Source organism: Pedobacter sp. Hv1, from assembly GCF_001412215.1.
GTDB lineage: Bacteria > Bacteroidota > Bacteroidia > Sphingobacteriales > Sphingobacteriaceae > Pedobacter.
Window position 1 is genome coordinate 114,059 of the sequence record NZ_LLWP01000011.1, and the last position, 17,080, is coordinate 131,138.

Below are 17,080 nucleotides of genomic sequence, written 5' to 3' on the forward strand. Positions count from 1 at the left end.
ATGCGTGTATTAGTTTAGCAAAAATATAAATTTAGACTGATCTAAAAAATAATTTAGATTAATTTATTTCAAAATAATAGACAACACTAAATATTATAGCCTTGAGCTGATTGAAATAGGCCATTATTTTTTGCTAAAAGTAGGATATTATTTTTTAAATGCAACAATATTGCATTTAAAAAATAAACAATATATTCTTCTACCAGAAGGGCTAGAGAAATAACCAAGAAATAACGATATTTGTAATTATGTCAAAAGATATCCAAATCAAGAACAAAAGAGCTTATTTCGACTACCATATATTAGACAGTTATGTTGCTGGAATTGCGCTACTTGGCACTGAGATTAAAGCCGTTAGACAAGGAAAAGCCAATATGACCGATGCTTTTTGCATGTTTATTGACGATATATTGTATGTAAGAAATCTACATATTTCTGAATATAGCCACAGTTCTTTTCATCATCATGACATTAAAAGAGATCGGGTTTTGCTTTTACACAAGAAAGAACTGAAGAAATTAAAGATCAAAGGCGAAGAAAAAGGCTTCACCATTGTGCCTTTAAGAATTTTTACCAATGAGCGAGGTTTCGCCAAAATGGAAATTGCGATTGCACAGGGTAAAAAGGAATTCGACAAACGTGACAGCATCAAAGACCGCGAAAGCAAACGCGAAATGGATAGAGCGATGAAGGTTTAGTTCATTGGTATTATGAGTTCATTGGTATCATTGGTTTATTTCAGAATTCCAATCTTGATACTTGATACTTACTACTTGATACTCTACATTACCAAGCCTGATCACCTACCAATGGTACAAATCTGAAGGTATCTAGTTCAATTTTATCGTAATCGTTTTCGTTGACACGGATGACTGTAATCATTTTTTGAGATTTCTCGTCCCCTACCGGAATTACTAAAATCCCTCCAATTTTAAGTTGCTTCAATAAAATCTCTGGAACAAATGGTGCACCTGCTGTTACAATAATTTTTGCATAAGGTGCGTGTTCTTCAATCCCCTTAGAACCATCACCCAAGAAGAAATTAGCCTTATAACCCATCCCTGGCAGTACTTTTAGGGTATGGTTGTAGATATTTGGCTGACGTTCTATGGTGTAAACTTTAGCCCCCAACTCCATTAAAATACAAGTCTGGTAACCTGAGCCCGTTCCAATTTCTAGCACTTTATCTCCTTTTTGAATATGTAAGAGTTCGGTTTGATAAGCTACAGTGTAAGGTTGAGAAATGGTTTGGCCATCGCCTATCGGGAAAGCAATATCTTTATAGGCCTGGTTCCAAAAAGTTTCATCGAAAAAGAAATGACGGGGCACTTTGCCGATTGCTTTTAAAACTCCCTCGTCTGCAATTCCTCTTTCTCTAAGCAATTCAACCAACTTTTTTCTCGCACCCTTTTCTCTGTAATTATCTATAAACTTATATGCCATTCTAGTCAAAAATAGCGTTTTAAACGCTTATTTTAGCAAATAATTATGAGTTTATATTGGGGTTAACGATAACCTCCACGAAATCAATCTAAAAAGTTAAAGACAAAAGATCAAGTGTAAAGGAGCATTGATTGTGACTAAGCACTCAGTCTTGATACGTGATACTTTGTACTTTATACTTCATACCCTAATAAGGATCCACATCAATTTGCGTAATTACACTCTTAAAGTCTTTTTGTGCGTTAAAATCTTTAATGGTTTCTTTTAATACTGCTTTTACCTTTTGAATTGCAGCATTTTTTTCTGTTTTAATAATGATTTGTTTGATGTAGTAATTTCTTATCCTAGCTACCAGTGGTTGTTCTGGTCCTAAAATCCGATTGCCCAATTGCGATTTCAAGGCATTGGCCAAGGTTTGTGCGGCAACATTGAGCACATTGGCATCCTTATGTTTAACGTTGATAAAGATTAAACGTGTAAAAGGTGGGTAATTGAACTGCTTGCGTTCGGCCATTTCATCCTGATACATTTCTAAGTAATTATTCGCCATCACTTGTTTGATAATCCGATGCGAATCGTCATAAGCTTGAATACAAACTTTGCCCTGTTTATCTCTCCTACCAGCTCTTCCGGCTACCTGGGCCAACAATTGGTAACTTCTTTCAAAAGCCCTAAAATCGGGATAGTTCAATAAGGTATCGGCATTGATTACCCCAATAAGACTTACATTGTCAAAATCCAAACCTTTGGCCACCATCTGCGTACCAATTAAAATCTGCGTTTTTTTATCCTGAAAATCAGAGATGATCTGTTGCATCCCATTTTTGGTTCTGGTACTGTCTAAATCCAGTCGGGCTATTTTAACATCTGGAAAGATCAAACTTAGCTCTTCTTCTATCCGTTCTGTTCCAAAACCTTTTTGCTCAATGTGTACCGAGCCACAGGCCGGGCAGGTATTGATGCTATTTTGGTGGTAGCCACAATAATGGCAATGGAGTTTACCACTGGTTTTATGAAAAGTTAAACTGACATCGCAATTGACACATTTCGGGGCATAACCACAAGTTGCACAAATTAAGATGGTAGCATAACCCCTCCTATTTTGAAATAAGATGATCTGTTCTTTATTCTCCAATGCAGTTGACATATCATCTATCAATACACTGGTAAAATAAGATGTCATTTTTTTACGCTTGGTTTCTTCTGCAATACTCACCACTTCTTGCAAAGGCAATTGAACTCCACCAAATCTTTCGTTCAATACCACTAAGCCATATTTATCCGTTTCGGCATTATGGTAACTCTCTATTGATGGGGTTGCCGAACCTAAAACAACTTTGGTTTGATGCAGGTGTCCAAGAAAAACTGCAGCGTCTCTGGCTTGGTACCTAGGCGCTGGCTCATGCTGTTTATATGATGATTCATGTTCTTCATCAACAACAATCAGTTTGAGGTCTTTAAATGGCAGAAATACAGCAGAGCGTGCACCAAGCACCACTTGATAAGAACCATTCAATACCTTATTCCAGATCTCTACTCTTTCATTGTCGTTAAATTTAGAGTGATAGACTCCAATTTTATCTCCAAAATAACGTTTAATCCGTTCTACAATCTGGGTAGTTAAAGCAATTTCCGGCAATAGAAACAGAACCTGTCCGCCATGGCTAATTGCTTTTTCTATCAATTTAATATACAGTTGCGTTTTACCCGATGCGGTAATGCCATGCAACAACACTACATCTTTGGTAGCAAACTGAGTTTCTATTTCATTAAAGGCTTTTTGTTGTGCTGTACTCAATTCAAAGTTAACCTCAAACTCGTCATCACCAGTATTTAAACGACTTACCTGCCTTTTCTCAACCCTAAAAATCTCTTTATCAATTAAAGCTTTTAAAGCGCCTTGTCCACTTCCACTTTCTTCGAGCAGTTGTTGTTTTGGAATAGTACTTTCAATTTTACTCAATTTGAGATAAGCCAGCAAGGCATCCAATTGTTTGGGCGCTTTTTCTAAAATTTCAAAAAGCTGTTTTAAATTCTGCTCTTCTCTATAAAAAGGATTGAGCGTAATAAATGATTTGAGTAGTGGTTTATATTTTTCAATTACTTCTTCGGCAACATAGATTACTTCTTTTGCTATTAACGAATTAATGATGGGATAAACAGTTTTTTGCCCCAGAAGCTCAACCACATCATCAATACTGATGCGTTGTTGTTTATGTAGCACCGAAACAATTAGACTCTCTTTTTCTGTTAATTCTAATTCTTCGGGTAATTCATCTCTCAGCACTAGAATGGTTTCGCTGGCCAATTTTAAACCGGTAGGCAAAGCTGCAGCCATTACCTCGCCTTCATTGCACAAATAATAAGAAGTAATCCAATCCCAAAATTCAAATTGTTTTGGGGTAATTACAGGCCATTCGTCAACAACATCTATGATATATTTTGCCTGATAAAATTCTGGGGGTTGATCTCCAATACTTTTTACTAGGGCAGTATATATTTTGTGTTTGCCAAACTGAACCACCACACGTTTACCTACAGCTACCCTATCATTCAGTTCAAATGGAACCCGGTAAGTATAATTGATGGCTAATGACAAAGGCAAGATCACTTCTACAAAAAGTGTTTCCCGCTCAGAAAAATCTATGGGGCTTGCAAACTGCATTATTTATCTTTTAGCGCTGCCAAAAACAGACTGATCCACCCTAAAATAAAGCACAATCCACCAAGTGGTGTAATTGGTCCAATAAATTGTACCGATAAATGATAGGCATCTTTTAAGGCCAAAATGTACAACGAACCAGAGAAAAGTACAATACCAAGTGTAAAAAACACGAAGGCAAAACCGATCAATTTATTTTTATACCGGGCAAAAGTAGAGAGATATAATAACGCAAAAACATGATAGAATTGATACTCCACCCCTTTTTGCCAAATTTCTAGAGATGATGAACTGATTAATGTTTTTAAACTGTGTGCACCAAATGCACCTAAAACTACTGCCAAAGCTCCAAAAAGAGCAGCAGTAAGGATAATACGTTTGTTCATGAATTAACGACTTTATACAAGTGCTAAATTAAGAAAATGCCCTTATAATCTCTGTAATCCCAAAATTAAATTAAATTTGTAGGTAATAGCCATGAAAAGAATATATATCACATTAGGAATATTACTGACAGGAGTGATTGCAATGGCTTACTTGTATTTTTCTAACTTAAATACAGAAACAAATGCAAATGATTTATCGCTAAATACAGTAGCTTCAAATTCTGGAATCATTTTCAGTTTTGAAAACGACAAAAGCTTTTATGAAATTTTAAGTGGTCAAGATTTATTTCAGCACATTTTAGGTGAAACTAAGTCTAAGCAGTTTGCTGCACTAAGAGATCATTTAATGAGTCAACAAGAAATTGTAAATGCCTTAAATGGTCAAAAAATTTATATTGGCCTCATTCCAGGGTCAGAAAATACAATTGATTTTTTAATCGGCACCCAACTCAATTCGAATACCAATTCTCAAAAATTATTCAACAGTTTAAACACCGGTCAAACCAAGGTCAATAAGGTGGGCGAAATCTATCAACTCACTTTTACAGATAGCACAAAATGTTTTATAGGCATTAAAAATACAATGATTGTATTGTCAAATATACTTTTACCTATCCAGAATGCCTTAAAGGCCCAAAAGACCGAAAAACAGGATTTCGTTAACTACATTAAGAACAATAGCCGTTTCAACAAAAATACTTTGGCCAGTCTTTATCTTGATTTTAACCAAATGCCTTTATTTCTCAAAAGCATTTTGAACAGCAACCTTAATGGCGAGTTGAGTATATTTAACAAACAAAATACTTATGCAGCCCTAAGTTATAACTTTAGCAAGGAGAAGCTCTTATTTAATGGCAACACACAGGTTAATGATGAGCACAATTATTATAAACTATTTGATCATATTTCTGAGCAAAAAATAACCATCAACACTATTCTGCCTCAAAAAACTGCCAATTACACTATTTATGCCATTTCTGACTATGACAACTGGCATAAAAATTTATTGGAGCTGATGACAAAAAATAAAGAAATAGATAAGGTCAATCAAACCATCGCTACCATCAATCAAAAATATAGAATTGACCTAGACCAGATTCTTCCAAAATATTTTAAAAATGAACTGGTTACTTTTCAATTGAGTAGTGGTGAAAAATTTGCAGCAATTGCATTGAGCAACGGAGAAAAGGTAGCACAGTTATTAATGGATCTAAGTGGTAATTATGCCCCAGAAATTAAGGTATTTAAAGAAGCAGGAATTGCCTATGCTTATTTTGGAGAACCATTTAAAAAATTTGAAAGACCTTTTTATGCTGTGGTTAACAATTATCTGGTAATGGCCAATAATGCCAGCAGTATCCAAGTATTTTTAAATAGTTATGAAAATAATTCGCTATTAATTAGCGATGAAGATTATCAAGATTTCAGCAATCAGCTTTCTTCATCTGCTACCATTTCATTCTATGTCAACCATAAAAATTCGAACGATATTTTTGGCAGAAACCTCAAACAACCTTATTTCAAACAGTACCAAGCTAAAGCTGGTTTTAAATCTTTTGATGCCTTTTCTTATCAACTTTCTGGAGATAAAGGGAAATTCTTAAGCAATGTATTATTGTATAAAAAACTAGAGAAAATAACTCCCAAAGATACTTTGTCAGTTCAAGCGATACCAATCAACAAGTAAGCACAAACAATTTGCTTTACTGAATTCTTACTAACAGCAAATCATATTTATAGAAATTTCAGAAAAACAGTGTCAGTAGTTCTTAGGTAGGCTAGCCCCGCTTTCCACTCCTGCCGAAGAAAATCGGCATCCGCTCCAATCAGGTTTATATCACAAAGCCACAGGTTCTTGGCATACTGCAGCCCTAAATAGTTGCACAGACCTGCATATACTAAACGGGATTGTAATGGAAATCCTTTTTGTTGCCAAGCACAAAAAGATTGGAATGTAAAGCCCGACTAACGTTAAAAAGCACACAACAACCTGCTTTCCCGAATCTCTTCTAGTCACAAATCATATTTATAGAAATTTCAGAAAAACAGTGTCAGTAGTTCTTAGGTAGGTCTAGCCCCGCTTTCCACTCCTGCCGAAGAAAAATCGGCATCCGCTCCAATCAGGTTTATATTACCAAGCAAGCAGTTCTTGGCATACTGCAGCCCTAAATAGTTGCACAGACCTGCATATACTAAACGGGATTGCAATGGAAATCCTTTTTGTTGCCAAGCACAAAAAGATTGGAATGTAAAGCCCGACTAACGTTAAAAAGCACACAACAACCTGCTTTCCCGAATCTCTTCTAGTCACAAATCATATTTATAGAAATTTCAGAAAAACTATATCAGCACTTCTTTGGTCAGTAGATCAGATTTGTGTTTAGTACAACTAATTGGTTTTACTTTTCGGGGTGGTAAATACAAAATCCTTTAGATAAAAAGGCTCAAAATAGGCTACATCTTCAAAATTTTGGTTATCGAAAGCTTCTTTTGCCAAGCTGCTCATATTGGCAGCAGAGTTGAAGTTTAAATTGGAAAAATGTGCATTTTGATGGTCTAAAACAGGAATACATTTTTCGGCACCATCGCCAATAAAAGTGACATAATGTTGGTTCAGTTCTAAAATAAAACTTTTCTCGTCTACAATTTTAGCATTTACGGCTTCTATTTCTTGGAGTTTATTGGTATAAACCGCTGTAAAAACCTCCATTCGTCTGGCGTCAATCATAGGGCAAATCAATCCACCATAATTTGGGTGTTGGAGTAAAAATCCATTGGCCATCATCTTCAAAGTTGGGATAGCAATAAAGGGCTTATCCAATGCAAAACACAATCCTTTAGCGGTAGACACACCAATACGTAAACCTGTATATGAACCCGGACCTTTACTCACTGCAATGGCATCTAAATCTTTATACTTTAATCCAGCTGTTTGCATTACCTCTTCTATAAACAATGTTAAACTAGAGGCATGGATATTTTGTGCTGCTTGCTCTTTTAATGCAATTGTTTCTCCGTTGATAGCCAGAGCAACTGAGCAAACTGGTGTAGCTGTTTCAATTTGTAGGATAGTAGCCATTGTTAAAATTAAAAAGTTAAAGTTAAAAGTTTAACGCAAAAAATTCTCCATCTTAAAATTTTAAGGTACGGGATCGTGCCCATGTTTACCCCAAGGATGACAACTTCCAATTCGCTTTAAGGTTAACCACCCGCCTTTAAATGGACCATGTTTTTTAATCGCTTCTACACCATATTGCGAACAAGTAGGTGTAAACCTGCAATTGGCACCCAATAAAGGAGATAAAAATAGTTGGTATAACTTGATAATACCCAAAAACAACCAAGAGAAGAAAAGTTTAATTATTTTCATTGCTAGGTTGAGGATTTAATGTGATTGGATCTACAATATTAGCAGTATCAGCAGAAATTTGTTGAATAAGCTTTTTAAGGCCCTGTGTCAATTTCTTTTCAAAGAAACCATAATCGTACTTTTCTTTACCAATATATTGTAAGGATAAGAGCAATAGATCTTCTTGCTTGCTTAAAAAAGAATAGAGTTGAAGTTCTTTTTGTACTCGATAAACCTCACGTGTTCGTCTTTTGATCAAATTACGATCGACTGCACGTTTGTAACGCTTTTTGGCAACGTTAATTACTACTTGCGCAGGGTATTGATGAGGTTCAGCTACAAAAAAATAGGTAATCCGAAAGGGATATAACAAAAAAGAAGAACCGTTTTTAAATAGCAAGTCTAATGACTTTTTGCTACATAACCGTTCTTCTTTGTTAAATTTGTTCATGTTTTTGATTGCAATTGTGCAGCATTTACTGACTGCTAACACCTAAAAGGTGGCAATCAAAATTATGCTTTATGACGACGCTCGTCAGAAACTGATAATCTTTTTCTTCCTTTTGCACGGCGAGAAGCTAATACTCTTCTACCGTTTGCTGTAGCCATTCTTTCGCGGAAGCCATGCTTGTTTCTTCTCTTTCTTTGCGAAGGTTGGAATGTTCTTTTCATAACTGTATAATATCTTAACTAGAGTTTTTTAAATAAGAGGTGCAAATATAACGTGATTTTTCTATAAATGCAAGTGTGATTTCTTTTTATTTTTCATAGAAATACAAATTTAGTATTTTCTATCCATTCTATGCCTCTTTTATAAGCCATAAAAATGTCGATTAAGGCATTAAAGTCCCAATGCTGCTTTCAATTTCACATATCCTGTTTTGCTTACAGGCAGCCAAATACCAGATTTTAAAAGTACCACATAGCTCTCTTTTTCTTTCAACTCTATCTTGGTCACCTCTACCAAATTAATGATATAGGAACGGTGAATACGAATAAACTGATTTGGATCGAGCGTTTGTTCGAAAAAGCTCATGGTTTTATTTTTATGGAAATTACCTTCGGTGGTACTCAATTTCACATAATCATCATCGGCTTCAATGTAATGCAAGTCGGTAACTGGAATAATTTTAATTACTCCAGCATTTTTAACCACTATCCTATTGTTTTGTGCTGGCGATAAAGCGGCTGTTTCCAATAATTCATTACTGGTTTCGCCCTTGGCCAATTTAGCTGGTAATTTTTGCATGGCTTGGTCAAACCGGTTTTTTTCTATGGGCTTCAACAAATAATCAACGGCATTTACTTCAAATGCTTTAATTGCATATTCGTCAAAGGCTGTTGTAAAAATTACTGCGGGATGGTTTTCTACCAGTTCCAACATCTCAAAACCACTAATTTTTGGCATTTGGATATCCAGAAAAATAAAATCTGGTTGGTGTTGACCAATTGCTTTTAACCCTTCAAAACCATCTACACATTCAGCAACTATTTCTATATCAGGATACGATTTTAAATAATGTTTAACCACATCCCTAGCTAAGGCTTCATCATCAATTAGTATCGTTCTTATCATCTTTTTGGGGTATTTTAAGGGTAGTAATATATAAATTATCGTCCTGTGTTTCTGTTTGTAACAGGTTACTATCTGCAAATAGCAGGTACAATCTACGACGTATTGCCGACAAACCAAAACCTGTACCTTTTGTAGCTGTCATTTCTGGATCGTATGGGTTAGCCACACAAACAACCAAAGTTCTATTTTCCAATTTAACCCTAATGGTAATTGTGATTGCTGCAGAGGTGTTATACAAGCCAAATTTAATGGCATTTTCTACAATAGGTTGCAATAAAGTGCCCGGCAAACACAAGCCTAAAGTGTCTTCTTCAATCTGTACATCTAAATTTAACCGATGGCTAAAGCGCACTTTTTCTATATCTAGATAAAGTTGGATGTATTCCATTTCTTCTGCCACATTTACCCAAACCTCATCATCTCGTTTTAGCGTTCCTCTTAAAAAAGCAGCCAATTTGGTAATCATGGTGCCCGCTTCTGTTGGGTTTACAATTGTTAAGGCATAAACCGAATTTAAGCTATTGAACAAAAAGTGCGGTTGCAACTGATGTCTTAATTTATTCAATTCTGCTTCTTTAGCCAAATTTTGTGCGGCTAACAAACGTCCTTGAGTTTCTGATTGTTCTTCTAACCTGTACCATAAAATGTTTGCCAAAGCGCACCAAGTTAAAGACAGAAAAGCAACTATGGCCCTAAATGGCAAAGAAAAATCCAAAAAGAGCTCGTAAAGCTTCTGCTTAATGAAAAGGTAATTGAGTGCATACTTGGATGTAAAAATTACGATAACGGTTAATATGGCAGTTAACAATAAAAGAAATAACATGCGCTCGTTTTTAGGCTGATAATAGCCTAACATATTGCTGATAACGATACAGCCAATGGCCAACAGACCATTACTAATGATGCTATCGGCCAAAGCTATTTGCCAACTAAAGTTGAGCGTATAATAAATAAATAAAGCACAGACTCCCATCCAACAGGCAAGTATGACACTGGAGACAAGCTTTATTTGCTTTACTGATAATGGAGTTGTCGTCACGACATGAAGTTTAGGTTAAAAGTTTGTTTAATAGTTCCTAATATCTACCCCACCAAACAAGGCTATTCCTCTAATGATTAACATCTTGTTCTGTCCTTCTACCGCTGGCTGTATACTTCTTTTATCATCCATACCTCCAAAAATTGCGGTTACTTCAGGTTTTACTTGCCATCCTGGTGGAATGATGATCTTGCAGCCACCAAAAATTGCAGTTACATCTATGATAATTTCACCTTCAAAATCTGCTTGCGTTAAATTCAGGTCGCAACCTCCGAAAACCGCTATAATTTCTCCTCCTTTAAAATTCTTAGAAAAAACGTTCTGCTGGCTTCCTCCAAAAACATTTACTGATTCTAGATGATCATTGGAAGTTGTTTTTTTTTCGTCGCTTGGACCAGGTTCATCTCCTGAGTAGGTTTGAAAAGAATCTGCTTGCCCACCAAATCTATTTCTCCACTTCTCCTCTCTTTTTTTCCATTTGCGTTCTCTATTGCCAAAATCGCTTTTCGGTTTTACAATGAGGTAAAAACCTAGGCACACCAACATAATAGGTAGCACCACATGCGACATATTGATATCGTCTATTGCCTTATCTAAGGTAAAATAGGTACCTATTAGCACCATTACAAACCAACCACTGTTTCTAAAATTATGCTTAAAGCCTACAAATAGTCCAATTGCTATCAGCAGTGTACTCCAGCTAAATAGCCATCCTGGTAAATCGAGCCCCACATTTCTAAGGAGTAAAAGTGAACCTATTACAACTATAAATAAACCGGCCCAAACCTTGCCAGAGCGGTTCATCATTTGATTATTTTGATTAGTATTTTCCATGTTCTTCTGTATTGTATAGTCAAATGTAGGTTGAATACGAACATGAGCCTATAGCAATCTTGCGTTTGTAAGTTAATTATCGGTAAAAAGCATTAATTATTCGGTAAAAAATATTTTATTTTTTGGCTATCCGTTTACCGAAGTTAATAAAACACCATACGATAAGCGATACAGATGCAAAACTGCTCAATTTAAGGTTATAAATGGTTAATATCAGCAAAATAGTTTTTTGTATTTAGCAGTACCTTACCTTCTCCTAAAACCTTCATATTTTAACTTTAACAGCAAACAAATTGATCATGAACGGAAAGCAGCTACATTTATATCTCTTGTCTTTATTTTTTACTACCATTCTCTTTTGCACAAAAGAAAGTTGGGCTCAGGGTAAAATTGAAGATTACCAAAGGGCCGAATCATTAAATGGCCAGATCCAAAATAAAATATATCATGCCCCCAATAGTTTCAAATGGCTTATCAAAAAGCAACAATATTTCTATCAGGTATTAACTGAAAAAGGAACGGAATTTATTTTGGTAGATGTGAAAGATTTGAGCAGAAAACCTGCATTTGATCAAGGAAAACTGGCCGCTGAACTTTCGACCATTACAAAAACACAACTTAATCCTTATCAACTTCCAATAAGCAACGTAACCATGCCTGCCGACGGTTCAGAATTGCAGTTTACTTACAACAATAGCACATGGACCTATGATTTGGCTACTTTCAAATGTAAGGAAGTTAAAAAAACAGAAAGTCCGAGAACTCCAAACTATTGGGGCAATCAGGCCAATGAACAAGCAGAAAGAAGAACCAAATCTCCAGATGGGAAATGGGATGCCTACATTAAGAACTTTAATGTTTACATCAAAGCCAATGATGGCCAAAAAGAAGAATTTCAATTGAGTTTTGATGGCTCGGAAGGCGAATATTATAGCGCTTTCGTGGCATGGTCTCCAGATTCGAAAAAATTAGCAGCCAATAGGGTTCGACCAAATAAACCGCATCTAATTTATCTCATTGAGTCTTCTCCTGTTCAACAATTGCAGCCTATACTTCAATCTAGAAACTACCTTAAACCTGGCGATGCCTTACCTCAAATGCAACCCACATTATTCTTGATCAATTCTAAAAAGCAGGTGGCTTTAGATCAAAAAAATATCCAATCTCAATATTCACTGAGCAGCCTAGAATGGCGAAAAGACAGCAGGGCATTTACTTTCGAGTACAACCAACGAGGGCATCAAAAATATACCGTTGTTGAGGTTGATGCTACAGGCACAATGAAGGAACTGATCAAAGAAGAGAGCAAAACCTTTTTTAGCTATAGCGGCAAAAAATACAGATATGATGTTAATGATGGTGAAGAGCTCATTTGGGCATCTGAAAGAGACGGATGGAACCATTTATACTTATACAATGGCAATGGCACCTTAAAGAACCAAATTACCAAAGGAAACTGGGTAGTGCGCAGTGTGGTTAACGTGAACGAAAAAGACAGGACCATTATTTTTGAAGGCAGTGGAGTGGAAAAAGACCAAGACCCTTATTTTATTCAATATTATAAAATCAACTTTAATGGCACAGGCTTGGTTAAATTAACCACAGAGAATGGCAATCACAAAGCCTTCTTTTCTGATGATTACAGCTATTTTATTGATACTTACTCTAGAATTGACCAACCACAGCTTACTTTATTAAGAGATGGTAAAACCGGAAAAATATTAAAAGAATTAGAAAATGCCAATATTGATGCCTTATTAAAAACTGGCTGGAAATTACCAGAGGTATTTAGTGCCAAAGGAAGGGATGGCAAAACAGACATCTGGGGAATGATCATCAGGCCAAGTAATTTTGACCCTTCAAAAAAATATCCAGTAATAGAATATATTTATGCCGGACCACACGATTCTTTTGTACCCAAGAGCTTTGTAAATGATTCTAGAGGATCATTACATGAATTAGCAGAACTGGGCTTCATAGTAGTGCAATGCGATGGTATGGGCACTTCCAATCGTTCAAAAGCATTTCACGATGTGGCATGGCAGAATCTAAAAGATGGTGGTTTCCCAGATCGGATAGCATGGATTAAAGAGGCGGCTAAAAAGTACAACTACATGGATATAGAAAGAGTGGGTATCTTTGGCAATTCTGCAGGCGGACAAAGCTCTTTGGGCGCCTTGCTTTTCCATCCAGATTTTTATAAAGTTGCAGTGTCTTCTTCGGGCTGCCACGACAATAGGATGGATAAAATGTGGTGGAATGAGCAATGGATGGGTTATCCAATTGGTCCAGCTTATGCCGAATCATCAAATGTTGACAATGCTTATAGGCTTCAGGGTAAGCTTTTATTGATTTTAGGCGAATTAGATGACAATGTTGATCCTTCTTCAACCATGCAGGTGATCAACCAATTGATTAAAGCCAACAAAAATTTTGATTTTTTAATGGTACCTGGAATGAAACATTCTTTAGGCGGCGATTATGGCGAACATAAACGAAGAGATTTCTTTGTCAAACATTTATTGGGTATTGACCCACCAGAATGGACCTGGAAAACAAATATTACCATACCAAAGCCATAGTTTGACAGTTGATTTTAAGAAACAGTTCCTTTTTAATACATTCGCAATACCTCGATATGGGTTAATTAAAGCACTATGATCAAAAGAAAACTATTTATTTTAATCTGCCTCCTCATTCCAATAATAGGAATGGCGCAAGACATCAGTAGACACTACAAAATTTATGATGTTAAAAAGCAAAAAACCATTAGTCTCGATGATATCATTACCGACCTTGGTGCAGCCAATGTATTATTCTTTGGCGAGGAGCATAACGATTCTATTGGTCATTACTTGGAAGTTACCTTATTTCAAAAGATAGCGGTTGCCTACCCTGGTAAAGCAGCTTTAACAATGGAAATGTTCCATACAGATGTACAACCCGTAATAAATGAGTATTTGAGTGGAATAATTAGCGAAAAGAATTTTATAAAGGAAGCTAGGGCTTGGAATAATTATAAAGATTATAAACCAATGATCGAGTTTGCAAAATTGAACAAACTAGATGTAATTGGAGGTAATGGTGCTGCCAGATATAGCAATGCGGTTACTAAATCTGGTTTAGAAACTTTGAATCAATTGTCTGCCAACTCTAAAGAGTTTATTGCGCCCCTACCTATCGACACTGCAACTGGAAGGTATTACGATAAGTTTATTGAAACGCTTGGAGGCCATAGCATGGGGCCAATGAAGATTTACCAGACCCAAAATTTTTGGGATGCCACCATGGCTTGGTCAATTGCTAAATATGCGAAGAACAATAAAGACAAAAAGATTTTTCAGGTAAATGGCCGTTTCCATAGCGATGAAAAATTAGGCACTTTGGCCAAACTGAGCAAATATGCGCCCAAATTAAAGATTTTAAATATTTCAGCTTTTTCTGCAGCAGACTTTGACAATCCAGATTGGAAAAAATATGCAGCTCTGGGAGATTACATTATTGTAACTGACCCGACTTTAAAGCGAACATTCTAAAAATAAAAAATCGTTATTTCGAATCTATTTAAAGTATTCGAAATAACGATTCAACTTCTTCCTTTTGTTTATTTCTTCAATAAATCTCTAATTTCGCTTAAAAGTACTTCTTCGTTAGAAGGCGCAGGTGGAGCTGCTGGTGCTACTGCTTCATCTTTGCGTTTCATAGCATTAATTCCTTTAACCAATAAGAAAACAACAAAAGCCAACAGTATAAAATTGATAGCTACTGTTATAAAATTACCATAAGCAAAAATTGAAGTTCCAGCAATTTTTCTAGCCTCTTCTAATGCCAGCCCCGTTGGTACAGTACCTTTAAGTACAACATACAAGCTACTAAAATCTGGTTGTCCAATAATTGCAGATACCAATGGCATTACTAAATCTTTAACAACGCTATCGATAATTTTACCGAAAGCACCACCAATGATTACCCCCACTGCTAGGTCCATCACATTGCCTTTAACGGCAAACTCTTTAAATTCTTTAACAAAGCCCATAAATAGTGTTTAATTTTTAATCCAATTGATTCGTTTAGTTAGTTTAAATGTAATAAACTTTACAAGTATCACAAAGCTTTTTGATCAAAAATTAGGCCATCGGTAAGATTAGCGTATTAAATATTCCAATTATCTAAAGCAAATGCTTAAATTTGGAAATCAAAACATCTCCCTAAGAAAATATGCTTAAACAACATCTACAGCAAAAACTACTACAGAAACTCTCACCGCAGCAAATTCAATTCATTAAACTGTTGCAAGTGCCTACTGTTGCTTTAGATACCCGCATAAAAGAAGAACTAGAGGATAATCCTGCACTTGAGGATCCTAGCTTAATGACAGCTGAAGAGCCAAAAAGTGAATACGACGATTTAAATGAAGATCGCAACGAATATGATTCGGATTCTGGGGAAGAAAGTAGCACTGATGAATTTAATGTAGAAGATTATCTACAAGACGATAATACGAACGATTACAGCACATCTTACAATAACGGAGATGATGATGAAGATAAAAAAGAAACTCCAATTGCAATAGAAAGCACATTTTTTGAAAGTTTGCAAGAACAATTAGATCTGGTACCCTTATCAGACACTGATTTTATTGTAGGTAAACAAATTATAGGCAGTTTAGATGATGATGGCTATTTACGTCGTCCGATTACTTCTATGATCGACGACCTTGCATTTTCTCAAAATGTAATGGTTGAAGAAGAGGATGTATTAGAAATGCTCAAAGTAATTCAAAGCTTTGACCCTCCAGGTATTGCAGCACGTGATTTACAGGAATGTTTATCCCTACAATTAAAACGTAAGGATGTAAACAATCCAATTGTTAAAAAAGCAATTGCGATAGTAGAGCATCACCTAGATGAGTTTACACGTAAACATTATGATAAGCTTGAGAAATCTGTTGGTTTAACCAGTGAAGAATTAAAGGAGGTAGTGGCAGAAATCTTAAGATTAAACCCAAAACCAGGCGATTCTAACCAAGTAACAACCAAGCAACTCCAAATTATACCCGATTTCCATATTAGCAATAACGATGGTGTACTGATTTTAACATTAAACTCTAAAAATGCACCAGAGTTAAGGGTTAGTCGTTCTTACATGGACATGTTTGATCATTATGATAAAGCATCGCAAAAAGATAAAAAGTTAAAAGAGGCTGTTCAATTTGTAAAACAGAAGTTAGATTCTGCCAAATGGTTTATTGATGCCATTAAACAAAGACAACAAACTTTGCTCAAAACCATGAATGCGATTATGCATTACCAATACGAGTATTTTTTAACTGCTGATGAGCGTAAAATGCGCCCAATGATCTTAAAAGATATTGCTGATAAAATTGGCATGGATATTTCGACGGTATCTAGGGTGGCCAACTCTAAATATGTACAAACTGAATTTGGTACTTTCTTACTTAAATCTTTCTTCTCTGAAGCTATTCAAACAGAAAATGGAGAAGAGGTTTCTAACAAAGAAGTAAAGAAAATTTTAGAAGATTGTATTGGAAACGAGGATAAACGCAGACCTTTGGCTGACGAGAAATTAACTGAAATCTTAAAAGATAGAGGTTATAACATTGCCAGAAGAACTGTAGCGAAATACAGGGAGCAGATGAATATCCCAGTTGCCCGTTTAAGAAAAGAACTTTAGTCAGTTAGCAGTTTTTAGTTGGTAGTTTTCAGTTTACATTGAACGATTAACCAGTTTAACAATTTAGCAATTAAACAATCCACAAAATTTACAGTTT

At 35.7% G+C, this 17,080-nt stretch carries 16 protein-coding genes; 5 read left to right on the plus strand and 11 right to left on the minus strand.

What is annotated here, in order from left to right:
* The first annotated feature begins 248 nt into the window (after positions 1 to 248).
* Positions 249 to 698, plus strand: a complete 450-nt coding sequence (gene smpB, locus AQF98_RS19940; protein ID WP_055133737.1) for an SsrA-binding protein SmpB — start codon at positions 249 to 251, stop codon at positions 696 to 698.
* Between the two features lie 88 nt (positions 699 to 786).
* Here smpB and AQF98_RS19945 read toward each other — a convergent pair whose 3' ends face one another.
* From AQF98_RS19945 to AQF98_RS19955, 3 genes are all read right to left on the minus strand, one after another.
* Positions 787 to 1,443 (minus strand): protein-L-isoaspartate(D-aspartate) O-methyltransferase, encoded by a 657-nt coding sequence (locus AQF98_RS19945; RefSeq protein WP_055133738.1) that lies wholly within the window; start codon positions 1,441 to 1,443, stop codon positions 787 to 789.
* A 187-nt stretch (positions 1,444 to 1,630) separates the two neighbouring features.
* Entirely contained in the window at positions 1,631 to 4,108 is a 2,478-nt protein-coding gene (gene priA, locus AQF98_RS19950) for a primosomal protein N' (RefSeq protein WP_055133739.1), read from the minus strand.
* Positions 4,108 to 4,491 (minus strand): DUF423 domain-containing protein, encoded by a 384-nt coding sequence (locus AQF98_RS19955; protein ID WP_055133740.1) that lies wholly within the window; start codon positions 4,489 to 4,491, stop codon positions 4,108 to 4,110. Before AQF98_RS19955 ends, priA begins: the two co-directional genes overlap by 1 nt.
* Positions 4,492 to 4,582: 91 nt before the next feature.
* Between AQF98_RS19955 and AQF98_RS19960 the strand changes: the two genes are divergently transcribed.
* Complete coding sequence (locus tag AQF98_RS19960) at positions 4,583 to 6,178, plus strand: hypothetical protein (RefSeq protein WP_055133741.1); 1,596 nt, start codon at positions 4,583 to 4,585, stop codon at positions 6,176 to 6,178.
* A gap of 702 nt (positions 6,179 to 6,880) precedes the next feature.
* Here AQF98_RS19960 and tsaB read toward each other — a convergent pair.
* The 7 genes from tsaB to AQF98_RS19995 form a co-directional block, all read right to left on the minus strand.
* Positions 6,881 to 7,570 (minus strand): tRNA (adenosine(37)-N6)-threonylcarbamoyltransferase complex dimerization subunit type 1 TsaB, encoded by a 690-nt coding sequence (tsaB, locus tag AQF98_RS19965; RefSeq protein WP_055133742.1) that lies wholly within the window; start codon positions 7,568 to 7,570, stop codon positions 6,881 to 6,883.
* Between the two features lie 60 nt (positions 7,571 to 7,630).
* Positions 7,631 to 7,861: a membrane protein insertion efficiency factor YidD gene (yidD, locus tag AQF98_RS19970; protein ID WP_055133743.1), complete on the minus strand. Its 231-nt coding sequence runs from the start codon at positions 7,859 to 7,861 to the stop codon at positions 7,631 to 7,633.
* The gene (rnpA, locus tag AQF98_RS19975) at positions 7,848 to 8,291 is read right to left on the minus strand and encodes a ribonuclease P protein component (RefSeq protein ID WP_055133744.1); all 444 of its coding nucleotides are present in this window, start codon (positions 8,289 to 8,291) and stop codon (positions 7,848 to 7,850) included. The genes yidD and rnpA overlap by 14 nt, the downstream gene beginning before the upstream one ends.
* A 62-nt stretch (positions 8,292 to 8,353) precedes the next feature.
* Positions 8,354 to 8,512, minus strand: a complete 159-nt coding sequence (gene rpmH / locus AQF98_RS19980) for a 50S ribosomal protein L34 (protein ID WP_055133745.1) — start codon at positions 8,510 to 8,512, stop codon at positions 8,354 to 8,356.
* A gap of 169 nt (positions 8,513 to 8,681) precedes the next feature.
* The gene (locus AQF98_RS19985) at positions 8,682 to 9,416 is read right to left on the minus strand and encodes a LytTR family DNA-binding domain-containing protein (protein ID WP_055133746.1); all 735 of its coding nucleotides are present in this window, start codon (positions 9,414 to 9,416) and stop codon (positions 8,682 to 8,684) included.
* On the minus strand, positions 9,394 to 10,389 hold the full coding sequence (locus AQF98_RS19990) for a sensor histidine kinase (protein ID WP_082435198.1): 996 nt from the start codon (positions 10,387 to 10,389) through the stop codon (positions 9,394 to 9,396). The genes AQF98_RS19985 and AQF98_RS19990 overlap by 23 nt, the downstream gene beginning before the upstream one ends.
* 93 nt (positions 10,390 to 10,482) lie before the next feature.
* A complete protein-coding gene (locus AQF98_RS19995; RefSeq protein ID WP_235524274.1) occupies positions 10,483 to 11,289 on the minus strand; it encodes a LiaF domain-containing protein in 807 nt (268 codons plus the stop codon).
* A 299-nt stretch (positions 11,290 to 11,588) separates the two neighbouring features.
* Here AQF98_RS19995 and AQF98_RS20000 point away from each other — a divergent pair, with 299 nt between their 5' ends.
* Both AQF98_RS20000 and AQF98_RS20005 read left to right on the plus strand, forming a co-directional pair.
* On the plus strand, positions 11,589 to 13,871 hold the full coding sequence (locus AQF98_RS20000; RefSeq protein WP_055133747.1) for a S9 family peptidase: 2,283 nt from the start codon (positions 11,589 to 11,591) through the stop codon (positions 13,869 to 13,871).
* Positions 13,872 to 13,946: 75 nt separating this feature from the next.
* On the plus strand, positions 13,947 to 14,825 hold the full coding sequence (locus AQF98_RS20005) for a ChaN family lipoprotein (RefSeq protein ID WP_235524275.1): 879 nt from the start codon (positions 13,947 to 13,949) through the stop codon (positions 14,823 to 14,825).
* Positions 14,826 to 14,893: 68 nt separating this feature from the next.
* On the opposite strand, the gene mscL is transcribed toward AQF98_RS20005, so the two are convergent.
* Positions 14,894 to 15,325 carry a large conductance mechanosensitive channel protein MscL gene (gene mscL, locus AQF98_RS20010; RefSeq protein ID WP_055133748.1) on the minus strand — a complete coding sequence of 144 codons (432 nt, stop codon included), beginning with the start codon at positions 15,323 to 15,325 and terminating at the stop codon, positions 14,894 to 14,896.
* A gap of 182 nt (positions 15,326 to 15,507) precedes the next feature.
* Here mscL and rpoN point away from each other — a divergent pair, with 182 nt between their 5' ends.
* Positions 15,508 to 16,983 carry an RNA polymerase factor sigma-54 gene (gene rpoN / locus AQF98_RS20015; protein WP_055133749.1) on the plus strand — a complete coding sequence of 492 codons (1,476 nt, stop codon included), beginning with the start codon at positions 15,508 to 15,510 and terminating at the stop codon, positions 16,981 to 16,983.
* The last annotated feature ends 97 nt before the right edge of the window (positions 16,984 to 17,080 follow it).